The organism is Nocardioides sp., assembly GCF_044226765.1.
In the GTDB taxonomy this organism is placed as follows: domain Bacteria; phylum Actinomycetota; class Actinomycetes; order Propionibacteriales; family Nocardioidaceae; genus Nocardioides.
This window is the reverse complement of the sequence record NZ_JBGAGJ010000019.1, coordinates 1-18,175: the sequence shown is the minus strand read 5'-3', so window position 1 is coordinate 18,175 and position 18,175 is coordinate 1. Positions and strand designations below refer to the sequence as shown.

At 71.5% G+C, this 18,175-nt stretch carries 22 protein-coding genes and 1 tRNA gene; 4 read left to right on the top strand and 19 right to left on the bottom strand.

The features are described from left to right. Positions 1 to 106: 106 nt before the first annotated feature. The gene (locus ACILRH_RS23090) at positions 107 to 976 is read right to left on the bottom strand and encodes a Bax inhibitor-1/YccA family protein (protein WP_395696429.1); all 870 of its coding nucleotides are present in this window, start codon (positions 974 to 976) and stop codon (positions 107 to 109) included. A 122-nt stretch (positions 977 to 1,098) separates the two neighbouring features. Between ACILRH_RS23090 and ACILRH_RS23085 the strand changes: the two genes are divergently transcribed. Next, positions 1,099 to 2,187, top strand: a complete 1,089-nt coding sequence (locus ACILRH_RS23085) for a hypothetical protein (RefSeq protein WP_395696428.1) — start codon at positions 1,099 to 1,101, stop codon at positions 2,185 to 2,187. A 9-nt stretch (positions 2,188 to 2,196) separates the two neighbouring features. Here ACILRH_RS23085 and ACILRH_RS23080 read toward each other — a convergent pair. The 15 genes from ACILRH_RS23080 to ACILRH_RS23010 all read right to left on the bottom strand — a co-directional run bounded on the left by ACILRH_RS23080 (position 2,197) and on the right by ACILRH_RS23010 (position 14,205). Continuing rightward, positions 2,197 to 2,273 (bottom strand) — tRNA-Leu (locus ACILRH_RS23080). Between the two features lie 21 nt (positions 2,274 to 2,294). Then, the gene (locus ACILRH_RS23075) at positions 2,295 to 3,089 is read right to left on the bottom strand and encodes a uracil-DNA glycosylase (protein ID WP_395696427.1); all 795 of its coding nucleotides are present in this window, start codon (positions 3,087 to 3,089) and stop codon (positions 2,295 to 2,297) included. Positions 3,090 to 3,225: 136 nt separating this feature from the next. Next, the gene (locus ACILRH_RS23070) at positions 3,226 to 3,447 is read right to left on the bottom strand and encodes a hypothetical protein (protein ID WP_395696426.1); all 222 of its coding nucleotides are present in this window, start codon (positions 3,445 to 3,447) and stop codon (positions 3,226 to 3,228) included. Positions 3,448 to 3,473: 26 nt separating this feature from the next. Further along, positions 3,474 to 3,698, bottom strand: a complete 225-nt coding sequence (locus ACILRH_RS23065) for a DUF3618 domain-containing protein (protein WP_395696425.1) — start codon at positions 3,696 to 3,698, stop codon at positions 3,474 to 3,476. Then, positions 3,695 to 4,096, bottom strand: coding sequence for a phage holin family protein (locus tag ACILRH_RS23060; protein WP_395696424.1), 402 nt, complete (start codon positions 4,094 to 4,096; stop codon positions 3,695 to 3,697). The genes ACILRH_RS23065 and ACILRH_RS23060 overlap by 4 nt, the downstream gene beginning before the upstream one ends. Before the next feature lie 38 nt (positions 4,097 to 4,134). Beyond that, the gene (locus tag ACILRH_RS23055; RefSeq protein WP_395696423.1) at positions 4,135 to 5,046 is read right to left on the bottom strand and encodes an exopolyphosphatase; all 912 of its coding nucleotides are present in this window, start codon (positions 5,044 to 5,046) and stop codon (positions 4,135 to 4,137) included. A 19-nt stretch (positions 5,047 to 5,065) separates the two neighbouring features. Beyond that, positions 5,066 to 5,560 (bottom strand): DUF501 domain-containing protein, encoded by a 495-nt coding sequence (locus ACILRH_RS23050; RefSeq protein ID WP_395696422.1) that lies wholly within the window; start codon positions 5,558 to 5,560, stop codon positions 5,066 to 5,068. A gap of 56 nt (positions 5,561 to 5,616) precedes the next feature. Continuing rightward, positions 5,617 to 6,189, bottom strand: a complete 573-nt coding sequence (locus tag ACILRH_RS23045) for a septum formation initiator family protein (RefSeq protein WP_395696421.1) — start codon at positions 6,187 to 6,189, stop codon at positions 5,617 to 5,619. Between the two features lie 15 nt (positions 6,190 to 6,204). Beyond that, entirely contained in the window at positions 6,205 to 7,482 is a 1,278-nt protein-coding gene (eno, locus tag ACILRH_RS23040; RefSeq protein ID WP_395696420.1) for a phosphopyruvate hydratase, read from the bottom strand. A 139-nt stretch (positions 7,483 to 7,621) separates the two neighbouring features. Next, positions 7,622 to 8,221 (bottom strand): MazG family protein, encoded by a 600-nt coding sequence (locus ACILRH_RS23035; RefSeq protein ID WP_395696419.1) that lies wholly within the window; start codon positions 8,219 to 8,221, stop codon positions 7,622 to 7,624. Positions 8,222 to 8,227: 6 nt separating this feature from the next. Next, positions 8,228 to 8,902: a hypothetical protein gene (locus ACILRH_RS23030; protein ID WP_395696418.1), complete on the bottom strand. Its 675-nt coding sequence runs from the start codon at positions 8,900 to 8,902 to the stop codon at positions 8,228 to 8,230. Beyond that, positions 8,899 to 12,498, bottom strand: coding sequence for a transcription-repair coupling factor (gene mfd, locus ACILRH_RS23025; RefSeq protein ID WP_395696417.1), 3,600 nt, complete (start codon positions 12,496 to 12,498; stop codon positions 8,899 to 8,901). Before mfd ends, ACILRH_RS23030 begins: the two co-directional genes overlap by 4 nt. Before the next feature lie 171 nt (positions 12,499 to 12,669). Further along, positions 12,670 to 13,074 (bottom strand): arsenate reductase ArsC, encoded by a 405-nt coding sequence (locus ACILRH_RS23020; protein WP_395696416.1) that lies wholly within the window; start codon positions 13,072 to 13,074, stop codon positions 12,670 to 12,672. 55 nt (positions 13,075 to 13,129) lie between these two features. Further along, positions 13,130 to 13,849, bottom strand: a complete 720-nt coding sequence (locus ACILRH_RS23015) for an aquaporin (protein WP_395696415.1) — start codon at positions 13,847 to 13,849, stop codon at positions 13,130 to 13,132. Next, positions 13,846 to 14,205 (bottom strand): metalloregulator ArsR/SmtB family transcription factor, encoded by a 360-nt coding sequence (locus ACILRH_RS23010; RefSeq protein WP_395696414.1) that lies wholly within the window; start codon positions 14,203 to 14,205, stop codon positions 13,846 to 13,848. The genes ACILRH_RS23015 and ACILRH_RS23010 overlap by 4 nt, the downstream gene beginning before the upstream one ends. 74 nt (positions 14,206 to 14,279) lie before the next feature. Here ACILRH_RS23010 and ACILRH_RS23005 point away from each other — a divergent pair, with 74 nt between their 5' ends. From ACILRH_RS23005 to ACILRH_RS22995, 3 genes are read left to right on the top strand one after another with little or no spacing between them, the layout of a single operon-like run. Beyond that, positions 14,280 to 14,747, top strand: a complete 468-nt coding sequence (locus ACILRH_RS23005) for an ArsR/SmtB family transcription factor (protein ID WP_395696413.1) — start codon at positions 14,280 to 14,282, stop codon at positions 14,745 to 14,747. After that, a complete protein-coding gene (locus ACILRH_RS23000; protein WP_395696412.1) occupies positions 14,744 to 15,793 on the top strand; it encodes a permease in 1,050 nt (349 codons plus the stop codon). The genes ACILRH_RS23005 and ACILRH_RS23000 overlap by 4 nt, the downstream gene beginning before the upstream one ends. A gap of 23 nt (positions 15,794 to 15,816) precedes the next feature. Next, the gene (locus ACILRH_RS22995; protein ID WP_395696411.1) at positions 15,817 to 16,068 is read left to right on the top strand and encodes a thioredoxin family protein; all 252 of its coding nucleotides are present in this window, start codon (positions 15,817 to 15,819) and stop codon (positions 16,066 to 16,068) included. 112 nt (positions 16,069 to 16,180) lie between these two features. Here the strand turns inward: ACILRH_RS22995 and ACILRH_RS22990 are convergent, their stop codons facing one another. The 3 genes from ACILRH_RS22990 to ACILRH_RS22980 form a co-directional block, all read right to left on the bottom strand. Further along, positions 16,181 to 16,930 carry a lytic transglycosylase domain-containing protein gene (locus tag ACILRH_RS22990; RefSeq protein WP_395696410.1) on the bottom strand — a complete coding sequence of 250 codons (750 nt, stop codon included), beginning with the start codon at positions 16,928 to 16,930 and terminating at the stop codon, positions 16,181 to 16,183. Then, the gene (locus tag ACILRH_RS22985; RefSeq protein WP_395696409.1) at positions 16,927 to 17,694 is read right to left on the bottom strand and encodes a phosphate ABC transporter ATP-binding protein; all 768 of its coding nucleotides are present in this window, start codon (positions 17,692 to 17,694) and stop codon (positions 16,927 to 16,929) included. Before ACILRH_RS22985 ends, ACILRH_RS22990 begins: the two co-directional genes overlap by 4 nt. Positions 17,695 to 17,704: 10 nt before the next feature. Continuing rightward, the coding region (locus tag ACILRH_RS22980) for an amino acid ABC transporter permease (protein WP_395696408.1) at positions 17,705 to 18,175 on the bottom strand (471 nt) is incomplete at its 5' end.

The following is an 18,175-nucleotide window of genomic DNA, read 5'->3' as shown; positions in this document are numbered from 1 at the left end:
GACCACCGGCGGTCGAGGAGGCGCGTCGGACGAGCTCGACCACCGGCGAGCCGCGGAACGACGAACGGGCCCCGGATCTCCGGGGCCCGTTCGTGGAGGTGCTGGGTCAGTTGCCGCGCAGGATCGCGAGGATGCGCAGCAGGTTGGTGTAGATCCAGACCAGGCTCACGGTCAGGGCGAACGCAGCACGCCAGCCCTCCCGGTCCGGGATCTGGTTGGCGATGCCCTGCTCGACGAAGTCGAAGTCGAGCACCAGCATGAAGACGCCGAGCGCGAGGCCGACGACCGCGAAGATCAGGCCGAGCGCACCGTTGTCGAAGATGCCGAGGTTGACGCCGAACAGGCTGAGCACCACGGCGAAGAGGCTGATGCCGACCATGCCGAACATCGCGGCGATCACCATGGTGCGGAACCGGGTGCTGACCTTGATGTCGAAGAACTTGTAGACCGCCAGCGTGCCGGCGAAGGCGCCGAAGGTGCCGATCACGGCAGCCGGGACCACGCCCGGGTACCACATGTTGAACATCTTCGAGATGCCGCCGAGGGCGACCCCCTCGAAGGCGCAGAAGGCCAGCACGAGCGCCGGGCTGATCACCCGCTTGAACGAGTTGACCATCGAGAGGATGAACGCACCCAGCGAGCCGATGGTCAGCGCGGCGATCAGGCCGCTCAGCGCCGACGGGTCGGAGTTCTGGTCGACGGTGGGGCTCATCACCCAGGTGATCGCAGCGGCCACGATGACGACCGCCAGCGAGATCGCGGTCTTGACGACCACCGAGTCGATCGTCATCGGCTGCTGGACCGTGGTCGGCGGCTGCGCGCCCGGCACGCCGGGGGTGCCCGTGCTCCACGTCGCCGGGTCGCCGTAGCCGGCGTACGGAGCGCCGTTGCCGGCGTAGGTCTGGTTGCCGTAGGCGTTGGTCCCCGGCCGGTTGAACTCCTCGGAGCGTCGGAACACCGGGTTGTTGCTCTGCATTGGTCTCTCCTCGAGGCCTTGGTGGTGTGACCATCCTAGATGGATCCACTGGTTCCAACGTGCGGCGGGATCTCGGGGTTCCCCGACGGGGCCGTCCACGGCTGCGTCACAATCAGCCTGCCATGGAACAGACCGTCTTCGCGCTCGTCGTCGCCGCGCGCTTCCTCCTGCCGCTGCTGATCCCGCGGTACCCGCTACCCGCGATCATCGCCTGCCTGATCCTCGACGGCGTCGACCAGACGATCTTCCAGCTCTTCGGGTACGACCCGCCGTACTACCAGTCCTACGACAAGGCGATGGACATCTTCTACCTGTCCGTCGCCTACCTGTCGGCGATGCGCAGCTGGGACAACCTCCATGCGTTCGCCGTCGCGCGCTTCCTCTTCTACTACCGGCTGGTCGGTGCGTTCCTGTTCGAGATGACGCACGAGCGGATGATCCTGCTGATCTTCCCGAACACCTTCGAGTACTTCTTCATCGCCTACGAGATCGTGCGGCTCTACTGGAACACCGCGACGATCAGGATGCGGAGCTGGGTGTTGACGGCAGCGGCGATCTGGATCTTCATCAAGCTCCCTCAGGAGTACTGGCTGCACATCGCGCACATGGACGTCACCGACACCCTGCGGGACTACCCGTGGACGCGATGGGCGCTGGTCATCGGGATCCTCGCGATCCTCGCGGTGCTCTGGTTCGTGGTCCGGCCGCGGCTCGCCCCGCCCGACCACCCGCTCCGCCTCGCGTCCGACCCGCTGCCGGAGTCCGTCGACACCGCCACCGAGCGCGCCGCGATCCGTCTCGCCGGCGGGTGGGTCTGGTCGTGGATGACCCTGGAGAAGGTCGTCCTCGTGGGTCTGATCTCGATCATCTACGCCCAGATCCTCCCCGGTGTCACCCGGACGCCCCTCCAGATGTTCGTCGGCATCGGCACCGTGGTGTTGCTGAACGCCGCGATCACGCTCGCGTTCTCCCGGCGTCGTTGGACCCCGGAGGGTGCGGCCGCGACGTTCGGGCTGCGCCTGCTCGTCAACGTCGCGCTGGTGGTGCTGGTGAAGTTCGTGCTCGACATCAGCCTGCTGGGCGCCGACACCCTCTTCTTCCTCTGCATGATCAGCCTGATCACCACCCTCCACGACCGCTACCAGCCGGCGTACGCGTGGCGGCAGAAGGTCCTGGCCGGGCGCGAGGCGGAGCCGCAGCCGGCCCCGTAGCGGCTCGGATGGTGCCCCCGCTGGGACTCGAACCCAGACTGGGCCGCTTTTAAGGCGGCTTCCTCTGCCGATTGGGATACGGGGGCGTCAGTCGGACATTGTGCCGATCAGCCACAACCTAGCGACGCGGCCCGGCCGAGCACGTCGTCCAGCATCGCCTCGGTGAGCCTGCCGGTGAAGGTGTTCTGCTGGCTGGGGTGGTAGCAGCCCAGGAGCGTGATGCTTCGGTCCGCGGCCGCCAGCACGGCCTCGGCGCCGTGGCCGAAGCGGGGCCGGGGCCGGGGCACCGACCAGCCCAGCGCGGCGTACGTCCGCAGGGTGGCGTCCCACCCGAAGGAGCCGAGCGCGACGACGACGCGGACGTGCTCGGCGAGGAGGCCGACCTCGGCCTCGATCCACGGCGCGCACGTCTCGCGCTCCACGACGGTCGGCTTGTTGGCCGGTGGGGCGCAGCGGACGGTGGCCACGACGCGGGTGTCGACCAGCTCAAGGCCGTCGTCGGCCCGGACACTGGTCGGCTGGTTGGCCAGGCCCGTCCGGTGGAGACCGGCGAAGAGCCAGTCGCCGCTGCGGTCGCCGGTGAAGACCCGGCCGGTGCGGTTGGCGCCGTGCGCCGCGGGGGCGAGCCCGACCACCAGCACGCGGGGCCGCTCCGAGCCGAACCCCGGAGCCGGGCGGCCCCAGTAGGTCTCGTGCGCGTACGCCGCCCGGCGGGTCTCGGCGACCTCCTCGCGCCAGGCGACCAGCCGCGGGCAGGCCCGGCACACCGAGACCCGGGCGTCGAGCTCGTCGAGCGGGACGGCGTGCGCGAGTCGGCGTACCTGCGCCGCGGTCCGGGCGACCGGGGTCGCCGGCGTCGCGGGATCGCCCGGCCAGCCGGTGCCGGGAGGTACGGAGCTCACGGGTGCATCATCACGCAGTCCCACCGGCCCCGACAGTCACAGTCGTCAGGGGAAGCGTGCAGGACACGCCGGTGCTCTCGGCGTGTCCTGCACATTTCCCCGGCCGACCGGGGAAACGTGCACCGTCCCCCAACCCTCACGAGGGCGAGCTGGACACCTTGTCCTTCGCGGCGTCGAAGACGGTCGAGGCCTGCTGGCCGACGGCCTCCTGCGCCCGGCCGGCGGCCTCCTGGACGCGCGGGTTGCCCGCGAGGCGCTGGGCACCGGCCACGATCTGCTCGTAGCGGTCGCGACCGGCGCGGGAGCCGAGGACGTAGCCGGCGGCGAAGCCGATCAACAGGTTGGTCTTGCTCAGCATGGTTCCTCCTGGGTGGTCGGTGCGGGTCAGCGGCGGCGGCGCCAGTAGGCCAGCCCGGCCAGCAGCACGACGGCCACAGCGGCCGCCACCAGCTCGGGCCGCGGGCGACCGTCGGCGGTCGTGACGCCGTCCTTGACCCGGGTCTTCACGTCGAGCCTGGCGTGCAGCTGGTCGATCGTGGCCGCGAGCTCGGCACGCTGCCGCTCGATGTCGGCCTCGATCTGCTCCGGGGTGGTGCCGTTGCTGCTCATGCGGGGTGCTCCCCCTTCACGGTGGCGATGTCCTGCTTGATGCCGGCGATCGCGTGCTCGGGCGCCGCCGGGGTCGCCCGCTGCAGCTCGGTGCGCCCGCGCAGGGCGACGCCGAGGGCACAGACCAGGAGCACGGCGGCCACGACCAGGCCGGCCGCCCACAGCGGCAGCACCAGGTCGAGGGCCACGACGGCCGTCGCGACCAGCACGGCCGCGCCGAAGAACGCCAGGAGCCCTGCGGCGCTGAACATGCCGATGCCGACACCGGCGCGCTTGCCCTTCTCGGTCACCTCGGCCTGGGCCAGGCGCATCTCGCTGCGCACGAGCTCGGGGATCTGCTCCGCGAGCCGGTGCACGATCGCACCGACGGGCTCGTCGGTGGTGGTCGGGTCGCTCATGCAGGGCCGGTGCCCACCGGGTCCGCGGACGAAACGCGCTACCGCCCGACCAGCGACCAGGCGATCCCGTCGAGGATGTCGGACTCGGAGATCACCAGCTCGGGGGCGCCGGACCGCGCGAGCACGCGCCCGAGGACGATCGCCCCGGCACCGATCACGTCCGCCCGGCCGGGATGCATCGCCGGGAGGTCACGTCGCTCGGCGACCGACATCGCGAGCAGCCGGTCGACCAGCGCGTGCACGTCGGCGGCGGGCACGACGAGCTGGTCGACGGCCGACCGGTCGTACGCCGGCAGCCCCAGCAGCACCGCCCCGAGCTGGGTCACGGTGCCGGCGACCCCGACGACCGTCGCCGCGGCGGCCGGGTCGACCGGGCAGGTGTCGAGGTGCCGCTCGACGTCCGCGACGCACGCGGCGACCTCGTCCGGTGTCGGGGGGTCCGAGCGCAGGTGCCGCTCATGCAGGCGCACCGACCCGATGTCCATGGAGAACGCCGCGTCCGGGGTGGTGGCGCCGAGGATGAGCTCGGTGGACCCGCCGCCGATGTCGACGACCAGGACCGGCGTGGCGGGGGGCGTGCGCAGGTTGCGGATCGCGCCGTCGAAGGAGAGCGCCGCCTCCTCGACGCCGCTGACGACCTCCGGCTCGACGCCGAGGCGCTCGCGGACACCGGCGACGAACACGTCGGCGTTCGAGGCGTCCCGCGACGCGGAGGTGGCGACGAACCGCACCCGGTCGACCGGCACCTCGTGGGCGCGGATGATGCCGGCGTACTCCTCGATCGCGGCGAACGCCCGCGCGAGTGCCTCGTCGGCCAATCGTCCGGTGCGGTCGAGGTCCTGGCCGAGCCTGACCATGCGCATCTCGCGGACCTCGACGTCCGGCAGCGTCCCGATCAGCAGCTTGATCGTGTTGGTCCCGCAGTCGATCGCGGCGACCCGCCCGGTCACGCGCGGCCCCCCGGGGTGCTCACACGCACGGTCCGGCCTCCCACCAGGCGCCGAGGAGATCGAGCACCTCGTCGCCGAGCGGGTTCACCCCGCGGCCCTGGGCGAGGGCCTGCCCGGCCAGCACGTGCAGGCACTTGACGCGGTCGGGCATGCCGCCGGCCGAGATGCCCTCGATCTCCGGGACGTCCAGGCCGGCCGCCTCGGCGATCGCTGCGCGTGCCTCGAGGTAGCGCTCGTGGGCGGCGCGGTACGCCGTGGCCAGCTCCTCGTCCTCGCCCAGCCGGTCCTGCATCTCCTTCATCACGCCGCCGCCCTCCAGCGTCCCGATCCGTGACGCCGCTCGGGGGCAGGTGAGGTAGTACGTGGTCGGGAACGGGGTGCCGTTCGGCAGCCGCGGCTCGGTCGTCACCACGTCGGGCTGCCCGCAGGGGCACCGATGGCCGACCTCGTGGATGCCCCGTGGCTCCCGTCCCAGCTGGGCCTCGATCGCGGTCACGTCGGCGGGGTCGATCACCCCCCGATCATCGCATCGACCGCCTCGGCTGTAACGGAGCGCCCTCGGCCGGAGCCTCAGCCGGCGTCGCCGCCGATCTTGCGCTCGTCGATCTTGGTGGCGGGCGGCGGCGTGGAGACCGGCGGCGGGTCGCCGGCGAGCTCGACGGACTGCCAGGCGGTCGACCACCACGCGGTCGGGGTCGTGCGGGCGACCGTCGCCGGGTCGGTCAGCGTGCCCTGGCGCTCGACCGGCTTGCCGTCCTCGTCGAGCACGACGTAGGCCGTCTCGCCCGGCATCACGTAGTTGAGCTCGCGCGCCTGCTGCTTGACGAACGCCGGGTCCTTCCAGCGCTCCTTCTCCCGCTCGAGGTCGCTGATCGTCGCCTGGCGCAGCGCGATCTGGCTCTTGAGGTCCTCGATGTGGGCGCGCTGCTGCAGGTAGGCGCGCAGCGAGGACGCGTAGCTGACCGTCAGCACCGCGAGCACGAGCACGAGGACCGCCGCCCGGCCGGTCAGCCGGGGTCGCCGGGAGCCCGCCACCGCCGGAGTGCCCGCCGCCGCGACCGGCACCGGCCGCGGCGTCGTACGACGCTGCGCGCCTCGTCCCCGGGGACGGGAGGCGCGCGGCGTACGACGGTTGTCGGGCATGCCTCCTAGGTTCGCTCAGGCACCGTACCGGGGGAACGCCGACGCGCCGGAGTAGCGCGCAGCATCTCCGAGCTCGTCCTCGATCCGCAGCAGCTGGTTGTACTTCGCGACCCGCTCCGAGCGCGCCGGGGCACCCGTCTTGATCTGGCCGCAGTTGGTCGCGACGGCCAGATCGGCGATCGTGGTGTCCTCGGTCTCGCCCGAGCGGTGGCTCATCATGCAGCGGTAGCCGTTGCGGTGCGCGAGCTCGACGGAGTCGAGGGTCTCGGTGAGCGAGCCGATCTGGTTGACCTTCACCAGCAGCGCGTTGGCCTGCCCGCCGGTGATGCCGCGCTGCAGCCGCTCGACGTTGGTCACGAAGAGGTCGTCGCCGACGATCTGGATCTTGCCGCCGAGCTCGTCGGTCAGCGCCTTCCAGCCGTCCCAGTCGTCCTCGTTCAGGGGGTCCTCGATCGACACGATCGGGTACGCCGACACCAGGTCGGCGTAGTAGGCCGTCATCTCGTCGGCGGTCTTGGTGCCGCCCTCGAACGAGTAGGCGCCGTCGGCGTAGAACTCCGACGCGGCGACGTCCATCGCGAGGGCGATGTCCTTGCCGAGCTCCAGCCCGGCGGCCGCGACCGCCTCGGCGATCAGGTCGAGCGCGGCCCGGTTGCTGTCCAGGTTCGGCGCGAAGCCACCCTCGTCGCCCAGGCCGGTGGCCAGTCCCTTCTTCTTCAGCACCGACTTGAGCGCGTGGTAGACCTCCGCACCCGAGCGCAGCGCCTCGCGGAACGTCGGAGCGCCGATCGGCGCGATCATGAACTCCTGCACGTCGACGTTGGAGTCGGCATGGGAGCCGCCGTTGAGGATGTTCATCATCGGCACCGGCAGCAGGTGGGCGTTGGGGCCGCCCACGTAGCGGTAGAGCGGCAGCTGCGCCGACTCGGCCGCGGCGCGTGCGACCGCCAGCGAGACGCCGAGGATCGCGTTGGCGCCGAGCGCGGCCTTGTTGGGCGTGCCGTCCAGGTCGAGCATCGTCTGGTCGAGCAGGCGCTGGTCGTCGGCCGCGAGGCCCTCGACCGCGGGCGCGATGGTCTGGATCACGGCGCCGACGGCCTTCTCGACCCCCTTGCCGGCGTACCGCTCACCACCGTCGCGCAGCTCCACGGCCTCGAAGGCACCCGTGGACGCACCGCTCGGGACCATCGCCCGGGCGAACGCACCGTCGTCGAGGAGGACCTCCACCTCGACCGTGGGGTTGCCGCGCGAGTCGAGGATCTCGCGGGCGCCGACTGCTTCGATGGATGCCACGTCGTGCTCCTCCAGTTGAGGTGGTTCGAGTCGTTCCCGAGCCTAGACCCGCCGGCCGGTGCGGGGTGGTGAGGGTCGTGCGCCTGAGACCTACCCCACGGTCGGTCTCGCGCACACGACCCGTGCCGGCGCCGACGGGCTACGGGAGCAGGGCGCGCACGGCGTCGCGCAGCGCCTGCTCCGGGTCGGCACCGGCGGCGTGGGCCTCGGCGACGAGGGCGAGCAGCCGGGCGCCGAGGTCGTCGGCCTCCGGATCCACGGCGGGCACGCCGCCGGCGCGCTCGAGCCGGTCGAGCACCTTGTCTGCGTACAGCAGCGCCGGCAGCCCCGGCGGGAGCCCGTCGGTGACCGAGGTGCGCTGCTTCTCGGCCGCCTTGACCGCCTCCCAGGCCTCGTTGATCTCGGCCGGGGTCCCGCCGGGCGCGGAGCCGAAGACGTGCGGGTTGCGCCGGTGCATCTTGGCGATGACGTCGGCGGCCACGTCGTCGATCGTGAACTCGCCGGACTCCTCGGCGATCACCGCGTGGAAGTAGACCTGCAGCAGCAGGTCGCCGAGCTCCTCCCGGAGCAGGCCCGCGTCACCGGTGTCGATCGCCTCGAGCGTCTCGTGGGTCTCCTCGAGCAGGTAGCGCGCGAGCGACCGGTGCGTCTGCCCGGCCTTCCACGCGCACTCCGCGCGCAGGCGACGCATCACCTCGAGGAACTCGAGGAGCCCGTCGCCCGATGCGCGCTCGTCCACGCGGGCTCAGCCGCAGCGCTGGGTCTCGGGCAGCGCGTTGGAGTAGTCGACGTCGGGGTCGGTCGCGCCGGCCTTCTTCGCCGAGTCGCCGACCGGGTAGGACACGCTGGTGTCGGTCGGCACCGGGGCACCGGAGTCGATCGACACGCTGAACCGCGGGTCGATCTGCACGTCGTTGTCGGCCAGCCAGGCGGTGAACGCCTTCTTGCCCGCGGCGACCTGGCCCTTCGTGCCGCCCGGTGCACCCATCTGCTCACCGACGGCGCGCTGGATGTCCCGCACGTACTGACCGGCGAGCTGCACCTCGATGACCGCGTCCCGCTGGGTCGGGGTCAGCGACGAGAGCTGCTGGGCGAACTGCGTCACCGCCCGGTGGTAGGCGATGCCCGCCGACACGCCGTGCTCGGCCCCGAACTGGTCGGCGGCCGCGCGGAGCGCGAGGCTCGAGGCGACCAGACCGCGCAGGTAGTGGTTCGGGTAGGACTGGCCGTCCTGGAGCTGGGTCTCCACGGCCGAGCAGTAGTCGGCCGTCAGGTCGTCGACGGACTTCAGCGACACCGTGTCGTCGGCGACCCGGGCGGCGACGCCGGGGTTGAAGTCCGGTACGGCGCTGCAGCCGGTCAGCAGCACGGTGGAGGCCAGTCCGAGCGCCGCGAGGGCACGGAGGCGGGTCCGGGTCACGTCTTCTCCTGAGGGTCGGTGCCTGCGGCGTTGTCGGGATCGATCACCGAGTCGATCACCTGCCGGCACCATTGAAGCAGGGCGACACCGGTGATCGGCTTGCCACCCACCACCGCCGTCTGCGGCCGGGGCACGAGGACGGTGCTGACCGGCGCCTTGACGATCGACCTCGGGTAGAGCCGGTTGAGCCGGACCACCCGCGAGTCGGGCAGGTCGACCGGCGCGAAGCGCACGTTCCTGCCCGCGATGGTGACCTCGCGGATGCCCGCCTGCCGGGCCCGGGCGCGGAACCGCGCGACCAGGAGGAGCGACACGACCTCGACCGGCGGCTCGCCGTACCGGTCGAGGAGCTCCTCGTTGATGAGGTCGACGTCGTCGTCCGAGCGCACCTCCGCCAGGCGCTTGTACATCTCCAGCCGCAGCCGCTCGCTGGGGATGTAGCCGTGCGGCAGGTGGGCGTCCACGGGCAGCTCGATGCGGACCTCGTCGAGCTCGGGCTCCCGGTCCCCCCGGAACTCGTTGACGGCCTCGCCGACGAGGCGGACGTAGAGGTCGAACCCGACGTCGGCGATGTGGCCGGACTGCTCGCCGCCGAGCAGGTTGCCGGCCCCGCGGATCTCGAGGTCCTTCATCGCGATCGCCATGCCGCCGCCGAGGTCGGAGTGCTGGGCGAGGGTCGCGAGCCGCTCGTGGGCGGTCTCGGTGAGCGGCTTCTCGGGCGGGTAGAGGAAGTAGGCGTAGGCGCGCTCCCGCGACCGGCCGACCCGGCCGCGCAGCTGGTGCAGCTGCGAGAGCCCGAGGGTGTCGGCCCGCTCGATGACCATCGTGTTGGCGTTGGAGACGTCGAGGCCGGACTCGACGATCGTCGTGCAGACGAGCACGTCGAAGCGCTTCTCCCAGAAGTCGAGCATCACCTGCTCGAGCTGGTGCTCCCCCATCTGCCCGTGCGCCGTCGCGACCCGGGCGTCGGGCACGAGCTCCCGGATCCGCGCCGCCGCCTTCTCGATCGAGCTGACCCGGTTGTGGATGTAGAACACCTGGCCCTCGCGCAGCAGCTCGCGACGCACGGCGGCGACGACCTGCCGGTCCTCGTAGGCGCCGACGTAGGTCAGGACCGGGTGCCGCTCCTCCGGCGGGGTGGTGATCGTCGACATCTCGCGGATGCCGGTGATCGCCATCTCCAGGGTGCGCGGGATCGGTGTCGCGGACATCGAGAGCACGTCGACCGACGTGCGCAGCCGCTTCATCTGCTCCTTGTGCTCGACCCCGAAGCGCTGCTCCTCGTCGACGATGATCAGGCCGAGGTCCTTCATGCGGATGTCCGGGTTGAGCAGCCGGTGGGTGCCGACGACGATGTCGACCGAGCCGTCGGCGAGCCCGGCGATCACCTCGCGCGCCTCGGCGTCGGTCTGGAAGCGGGACAGGCCCTTGAGCACGACCGGGAAGCCGCTCATCCGCTCGGAGAACGTCGACAGGTGCTGGGTCACCAGGAGCGTCGTCGGGACGAGCACGGCCACCTGCTTGCCGTCCTGCACGGCCTTGAACGCCGCACGCACGGCGATCTCGGTCTTGCCGTAGCCGACGTCGCCGCAGACGAGCCGGTCCATCGGCACCTGGCGCATCATGTCGCCCTTGACCTCGTCGACCGTGCTGAGCTGGTCGGGGGTCTCCTGGAACGGGAAGGCGTCCTCGAGCTCGCGCTGCCACGGGGTGTCCGGACCGAACGCGTAGCCCTGGGTGGCCTGGCGGGCGGCGTACAGCTTGATCAGCTCGGCCGCGATCTCGCGGACCGCCTTGCGGGCGCGGTTCTTGCGCTTGGTCCAGTCGGCGCCGCCGAGCCGGTCCAGCGACGGCTGCTCGCCGCCGACGTACCGGGTGACCTGGTCGAGCGCGTCGGCGGGGACGTAGAGCCGGTCGGGCGGGCCGCCGCGCTTGCTGGCGCCGTACTCGAGGACGAGGTACTCGCGCACCGCTCCCCCGACCTCGCGCTGCTTCATCTCCACGAAGCGGCCCACGCCGTGCTGCTCGTGCACGACATAGTCGCCGGCGGTGAGCTCGAGCGGGTCGATCTGGCGCTTGCGGCGGGTCGGCATCCGGCGCATGTCGCGGGTCGAGGCCCGCTGGCCGGAGAGGTCCTCGCCGGTGAGGACCACGAGCCGGCTGGCGTCGTCGACGAAGCCGTGGGCGGCGGCACCGCAGGTGACGGTCACGACGTCGGTGGTCAGGTCGGCGGCCTCGGTCAGCTCCTCGACCACGCGCGCGGGCACGTCGTGCTCGGCGAGCACCTCGCGCATCCGCTCGGCGGGCCCGTGGCCCGCGTGGACGACGACCACGCGGTAGCCGTCCCGGCGCCAGCGGTCGATGTCGGCGATCGCCCGCTCCACCTCGCCTCGGTAGGGCTCGGCGGCTCTGGCATGCAGGGCGCGGGTGGGCACCCCGCCGTCGGCACCGTCGTCCGGGTCGTCGTCGATGCCGAAGGGGCTCACCGCCCACCACGGCGTGCCCTGGGCCAGCGTGTGCGCGCGCACGTCGCCGACGGAGCGGTACGACGCCGCGCCCAGGTCGATCGGCGCGGTCCCGCCCCCGGCGGCCGCCGCCCAGCTCGCCGCCAGGAACTCCTCGCTGGTCGCGACCAGGTCGTGGGCGCGGGTGCGGACCCGCTCCGGGTCCAGCACGAGCACGTGGGTGTCTGCGGGCATCAGGTCGACCAGGAGCTCCATCTCGTCGACCAGGACGGGCGCGAGAGACTCCATCCCCTCCACGGCGATGCCGGCGGCGATCTTGTCGGTGAGCTCGAGCAGCTGGGGGTGCCGGCGGCCGAGCTCGGCCGCGCGCTCGCGCACCTGGTCGGTCAGCAGCAGCTCGCGACAGGGCGGCGCCCAGAGCCGGTCGACCTTCTCCAGGGTCCGCTGGTCGGCGACCGAGAACGACCGGATCTCCTCCACGTCGTCGCCCCAGAGCTCGACGCGCAGCGGGTGCTCCTCGGTCGGCGGGAAGACGTCGACGATGCCGCCACGCACCGCGAACTCGCCGCGCTTCTCCACGAGGTCGACCCGCGAGTACGCCGCGCCGCTGAGCCGGGCCACCAGGTCGTCCAGCGGCACGGTGTCACCGGGCGCGAGCTCGACCGGCTCGAGGTCGCCCAGGCCCTTGACCTGCGGCTGCAGCACCGAGCGCACCGGGGCGACGACGACCTGCAGCGGACCGTTCGGGCTCCCGGTGGTCGAGCCGGTCGAGACCCCGGGGTGCCGCAGCCGCCGCAGCACCGCGAGCCGACGACCGACCGTGTCGCTGCGCGGGCTCAGCCGCTCATGGGGCAGCGTCTCCCAGCTCGGGTAGTAGGCGACCACGGCCGGGTCGACCAGGTCGCCCAGCGTCTCGACCAGGTCCTCGGCCTCGCGCGTCGTCGCCGTCACCGCGAGCACGGTCCGGTCGGCGCGGACGAGGCCGGCGACGACGTACGGGCGCAGCGCCTCGGGCCCGGTCAGGTCCAGCGCCGGCACGGCACCGCCGCGCGCGTCGCCCAGCGCCTCGTCGAGGGCGGGGTCGGCCAGCACCGCGTCGGCGAGGCCGGAGAGGTGCCCGGTGAGCTGCACGGGGTGCCTTTCGGGAGGTGCGGACAACACGACAGCCCCCGGTCGAGCGCGGCCGGGGGTCCTTCGAGTGTAGGTCTCGCGGCAGCACCGCGCTTCACGGCACGTCGTCGGCGCCCGCCGCCGCTGCTCGAGCAGCTGCCAGTCGCGTGCACCCGGCCGAGCCGCGCGCCATCACGTCAGCGAGACGATCAGCTCCTCGATGCGCTGGCGGATCTCGTCGCGGATGGGACGGACCGCCTCGATGCCCTGGCCGGCCGGGTCGTCGAGCTCCCAGTCCTCGTAGCGCTTGCCGGGGAAGTAGGGACATTCGTCGCCGCAGCCCATCGTGATGACGACGTCGGAGGCCTGGACGGCGTCAGTGGTGAGGACCTTGGGCTGGTTGCCGGCGATGTCGATCCCCTCCTCCGCCATCGCCTGGACAGCGACCGGGTTGATCTGGTCGCCGGGTCGAGAGCCTGCCGAGAGCACCTCGATGCGGTCGCCGGCCAGGTGGTGCAGGTATCCGGCGGCCATCTGGGAGCGGCCGGCGTTGTGGACGCAGACGAACAGGACGGTGGGCTTGGTGCCGGTGGTCACGGAAGGTGGCTCCTGGTCTGAGAGGTCTGAGAGGTGTCGGTGGTGTCGGGTTCGCTCACGCGGGCGCTCCCTCGGTGGGGGTGGCTTCGGGATCGAGAGTGGTCAGCGACGCACTCGGATAGAGCACCTTGACGACGACCACGGCGACGGCGCCCCCGACGAGCTGCATGAGGACGAACATCGGCACCGAGACCGGGGCGATGCCCGCAAAGGTGTCGGAGAACATCCGGGCGACGGTGACGGCGGGGTTGGCGAAGCTGGTGGAGCTGGTGAACCAGTACGCGGCGGTGATGTAGCCGCCGACGGCGTAGGCGATGGTCTCGGTGCGCCCGGAGCGGACCGAGCCGAAGATGACCAGGACGAGGCCGAGGGTGGCGACCACTTCGCCGAGCCACAGGTTCGGGCCGGTGCGATCGTGGGTGGAGATGCTGATGGCGTCGAGATCGAACATGAGGTTCGCGACGACGACACCGATGAGCCCACCGACGAGCTGGGCGCCGATGAGGAGGACGGCCTCTGCGATCTCGACCAGGCCGAGTGCGACCTCGACGAGGGTCACGACGGGGTTGAACGCGGCAGAGACCGGTTGCAGGGCGAGGATGAGCGCGACCAGGGCGGCGCCGGTGATGAGGCTGTTCTCCAGCAGCTGCAGGCCGACGTCGTCCGGGGAGAGTCGGCTGGCGGCGATGCCGGACCCGATGACGGCGGCGACGAGGAAGGCGGTCCCGATGAGCTCCGCTCCTGCCCGGCGGGACACGTGCACCGGCGCGCTCATCGGGTGACGCCACCGATGAGGAGGGCCAGGTCGGCGAGAGCTCCGGGCTTGGCCTGGTAGTAGACCCATACTCCACGCTTGGATCGGTCGAGCAGGCCGACCTCGTGCAGCACCTTGAGGTGGTGGCTGATGGTGGGCTGGGACAGGTCGAAGGCGTCGTTGAGGTCGCACACGCACGCCTCGCCGTCGGCGTGGGAGGCAACCAGCGACAACAGTCGTAGCCGGACCGGGTCGGCCAGTGCCTTGAGCAACGGCGAGATGCGGGTCGCCGCGTCCACGCTGAGCGGCTCGGCCATCAACGGCGAGCAGCAGGCGACCGCGTCGGTCGGGCTCTCGGCCACAGCAGACTTCGACATGGATGAATACTGACCGACGTCGATGTCCGAGGTGAGCGGCGCAGGCGAACTCTGGGTGAACTCTCCACGGGCCGATGCCCGGACGAGGCGGGGTCGAGCGTGGTCGAAGGTCCCTGCTCGGTGCGGACCTGTGGCAGGTCCCCAGCACCTCCCCCGAAGCGGACACTTCAACGGTGACTGCATCAACTTCGGTTGAGGTCCACCTGTCTCGCCAGCCCGTCTCCGCCCGACCCGAGTCAGCCGAGCTCGAGGACTCCCTGGGCGCGTCGGCGACGTGGGCCGGAGCTGGTGAGCTGCTCACTGCGGTCGCGGACCCGGTCCGGTGGACCGTCCTGCAGCGTCTGGGCACCGGTACGGCCTGTGTGTGCGAGCTGCAGGACCAGGTGTCAGTGGCTCCGAACCTGCTCTCCTACCACCTACGGGTGCTTCGGGAGGCCGGGCTGGTGACCACCTCCAGGCGGGGGCGCTGGGTCGACTACAGCCTCGCGCCAGGAGCGTTCGACCGGCTCGTCGCGGCCCTCCCTGCCGGGGGTGGGCCGTGAGCGTGCTCGAGCACGTCCCCACCACGACCAAGGGCCGCGTGGGCGCCCTGGGGGCCGTGGCCCTCGGGTGGCTGACGCTCTACTGGATCAACGGCCACCTCTGGGACCGGCTGCTCTGCGGGCTGCTCGGACTCGACCCATCGGCGCGGCTGACCGAGACGCTGCACTTCTTCCTCTACGACACCGTCAAGATCACCCTGCTGCTCTCCGGGATCATCTTCGTCATCACCGTCGCCCGGTCCTACATGAGCGTCGAGCGGACCCGGGCGCTGCTGGGCGGTCGCCGTGAGGGCGTCGGCAACGTGATGGCTGCGGGCCTGGGCGTGGTGACCCCGTTCTGCTCGTGCAGCGCGGTCCCGGCGTTCATCGGGTTCGTCGCCGCCGGCGTGCCCATCGGAGTGACGCTGTCGTTCCTGATCGCCAGCCCGCTGGTCAACGAGATCGCGATCGGCCTGCTGCTGACCATGTTCGGGTTCGAGGTCACCCTCGCCTACGTCGCCGCAGGACTCAGCGTCGCGATCGTGGCCGGCTGGGTGCTGGGCCGACTCGGCGTGGAGCGGTGGGTCGAGCCGTTCGTGTTCGAGACCCGCCTGGGCGGGGAGCTGGTCGACCCGGCTGCCACCTTGAGCTTCAACCAACGCCTGCAGATGGGCGCGGAAGAGGTCGTCAGCATCCTGCACAAGATCTGGCCCTACCTGCTGGTCGGGATCGGTCTGGGTGCGGTGATCCACGGCTGGGCGCCCGAGGACCTGTTCACCCGCTACGCCGGCGCGGACAACCCGTTCGCCGTCCTCGTCGCGGTCCTCATCGGCATCCCGCTCTACTCCAACGCCGCGGGCATCCTGCCGCTGGTCGTCGCCCTGCACGACAAGGGTCTGCCGATGGGGACGCTGCTGGCGTTCATGATGGCCGTGGTCGCCCTCTCCCTGCCCGAGATGATCCTGCTGCGGCGCGTCCTGCGCGTGCCGCTCCTGGCCATCTACGTCACCGTCGTCGCCACCGGCATCGTCGCCGTCGGCTACCTCTTCAACATCCTGCTCGCCTGAGCGCCACCGGAAGGAGCCTCACCATGCTGGTCAAGGTCCTCGGACCCGGCTGCAAGAACTGCGCCGCCCTGGAGCAGGCCACCCAGGAGGCCATCGACCGCCTCGGCCTGGACGCGACCGTCGAGAAGGTCACCGACTACCCGACAATCGCCGCCTACGGGGTGATGTCAACCCCGGCGCTGGTCATCGACGACCAGGTCGTGTCCAGCGGTCGGGTCCTGACCGCCACCGGTGTCGCCGAGCTCCTCACCGCCGCCGCGGCCCACAGGAGCTGACCCACCCCTCCCAGGTCACACCGGTCCCTCGGATGTCGGGCGCCCGCCCGGGTGGCCGCCGAGGAGGGTACGACCACTGAACGGCCCGCGACACCGAAGCAGGAGCGCTCACTCAACGGGTGCGGTCGGCGTAGGCCTCGGCGGCAGCGTAGACGGAGTCGACGTAGGACTGGGCGTGGTTGTAGGAGAAGATCGCGTCCGCCCAGCCGGACCCGGTCTTCAGGTCGTGGCCGTCCGCGCACAGGTAGCGGGCGGCGGTGTACGCCGCGTCGTCGATGTCGTTGGGGTCGGCGACCCCGTCACCGTCGCCGTCCGCGCCCCAGGTCTCCCACGTCGAGGGGATGAACTGCAGCGGCCCCACGGCGTGGTCCCAGCGGGGGTCACCGTGCCAGGAGGTGGTCTCCGGGGTGGCCGGGATCGCAGCGACCTGCCCCTTGCCGTCCAGCGCCGGACCGAGGACCGGCGTCGAGGAGTGGCCGTCCTCGCCGAGGGTGCGGCCGCCGATGGTGCCGTGCTGGGACTCGACCCAGCCGATGCCGGCCAGCGTCGTCCAGCCGACCTCGCACCCCGAGGGCTCGGCGAGCTGGGCGTTCGCGTAGGCCCGGACGGCCGGCGCCGGGATGCCGGCCTTCGCCGCGGTGCGGGTCACCCACCCCGGGTCGACCCGCTGGGTCCCGACCGGCTGGCCCGGTGCCGGCTCCTGGCTGCTCCGCGCCGCCGGGGACGGCGCGGCGAGGTACTGCTGGTCGGACGCGACCAGGCCGGCCGGTGCGGCGAGCACGGTCTGCGAGGCCAGGTAGCCCAGGCCGGCGACCACCAGGAGCGCGGTCGCCAGCACCGTGATGGCGCGGGCAGGGCTCACCCGAACCGCCCGTGCACGTAGTCAGAGGTGCGCTGGTCCTGGGGGTCCTGGAACATGGCCGTGGTGTCGCCGTGCTCGACGATCACCCCGGGCGTGCCCTGGGACGCGAGGAAGAAGGCGCACTTGTCGGAGACGCGTGCTGCCTGCTGCATGTTGTGGGTGACGATGACGATGGTGACCTCGTGGGCCAGCTCCTTCATCGTCTCCTCGATCACGTTGGTGGAGGTGGGGTCCAGGGCCGAGCACGGCTCGTCCATGAGCAGCACGCGCGGCTTGATCGCCAGCGACCGGGCGATGCACAGGCGCTGCTGCTGACCGCCGGAGAGGCCGCCGCCGGGCGCGTCGAGCCGGTCCTTGACCTCGTTCCACAGGCCACCCTTGCGCAGACAGGACTCGACGAGCTCGTCCTTGGTCGAGCGGGAGGCCTTGGTGCCGGTGAGCTTGAGCCCCGCCAGCACGTTCTCCCGGATCGACATCGCCGGGAACGGGTTCGGCTTCTGGAACACCATCCCGATCGCCCGCCGCGCGTCGATCAGGCGCTTGGACGGCTCGTAGATGTCCTCGCCGTCGAGCAGCACCTCGCCGGCCAGCTGGGCGGACGGCACCAGCTCGTGCATCCGGTTGAGGATGCGCAGGAAGGTCGACTTGCCGCAGCCCGACGGGCCGATCACCACGACGACCTCGCCGCGCCGCACCTCGAGCGACACGCCACGCACCGCCTCGACCGTCCCGTAGCTCTTGCGCAGGCCTTCGGCCTTGACCATCGGCGCGCCGCTACTGGTCAACGCGCGCCTCCAGGCGGGCCGCCCACAGGGTGAGCGGGTAGAGGATCACGAAGTAGGCGATGGCGACGCTGCTGTAGACCTCGAGCGGCCGGAAGGTGTCGGAGACGATGATCGAGCCGGTGTACATCAGGTCGGGAATCGCCACGACGTAGAGCAGCGAGGTGTTCTTGAGCTGGATGATCGACTGGTTGACGAACGGCGGCACCATGCGCTTGGTGGCCTGCGGCAGGATGATATGACGCATCAGCTCCGCCCCGGTCATGCCGAGCGCACGCGACGCCTGCCACTGGCCCTTGTCGATCGAGATGCTGCCGGCACGGAAGATCTCGGTGGCAAAGGCGCCCATGTAGAGCGTCAGGCCGAGGCCGGCGGCAAACCAGTCGGGCAGCTCGACCTGCAGGACGATCGGCAACGCGTAATAGAACCAGACGATCTGCACCAGCAGCGGCGTGCAGCGGAA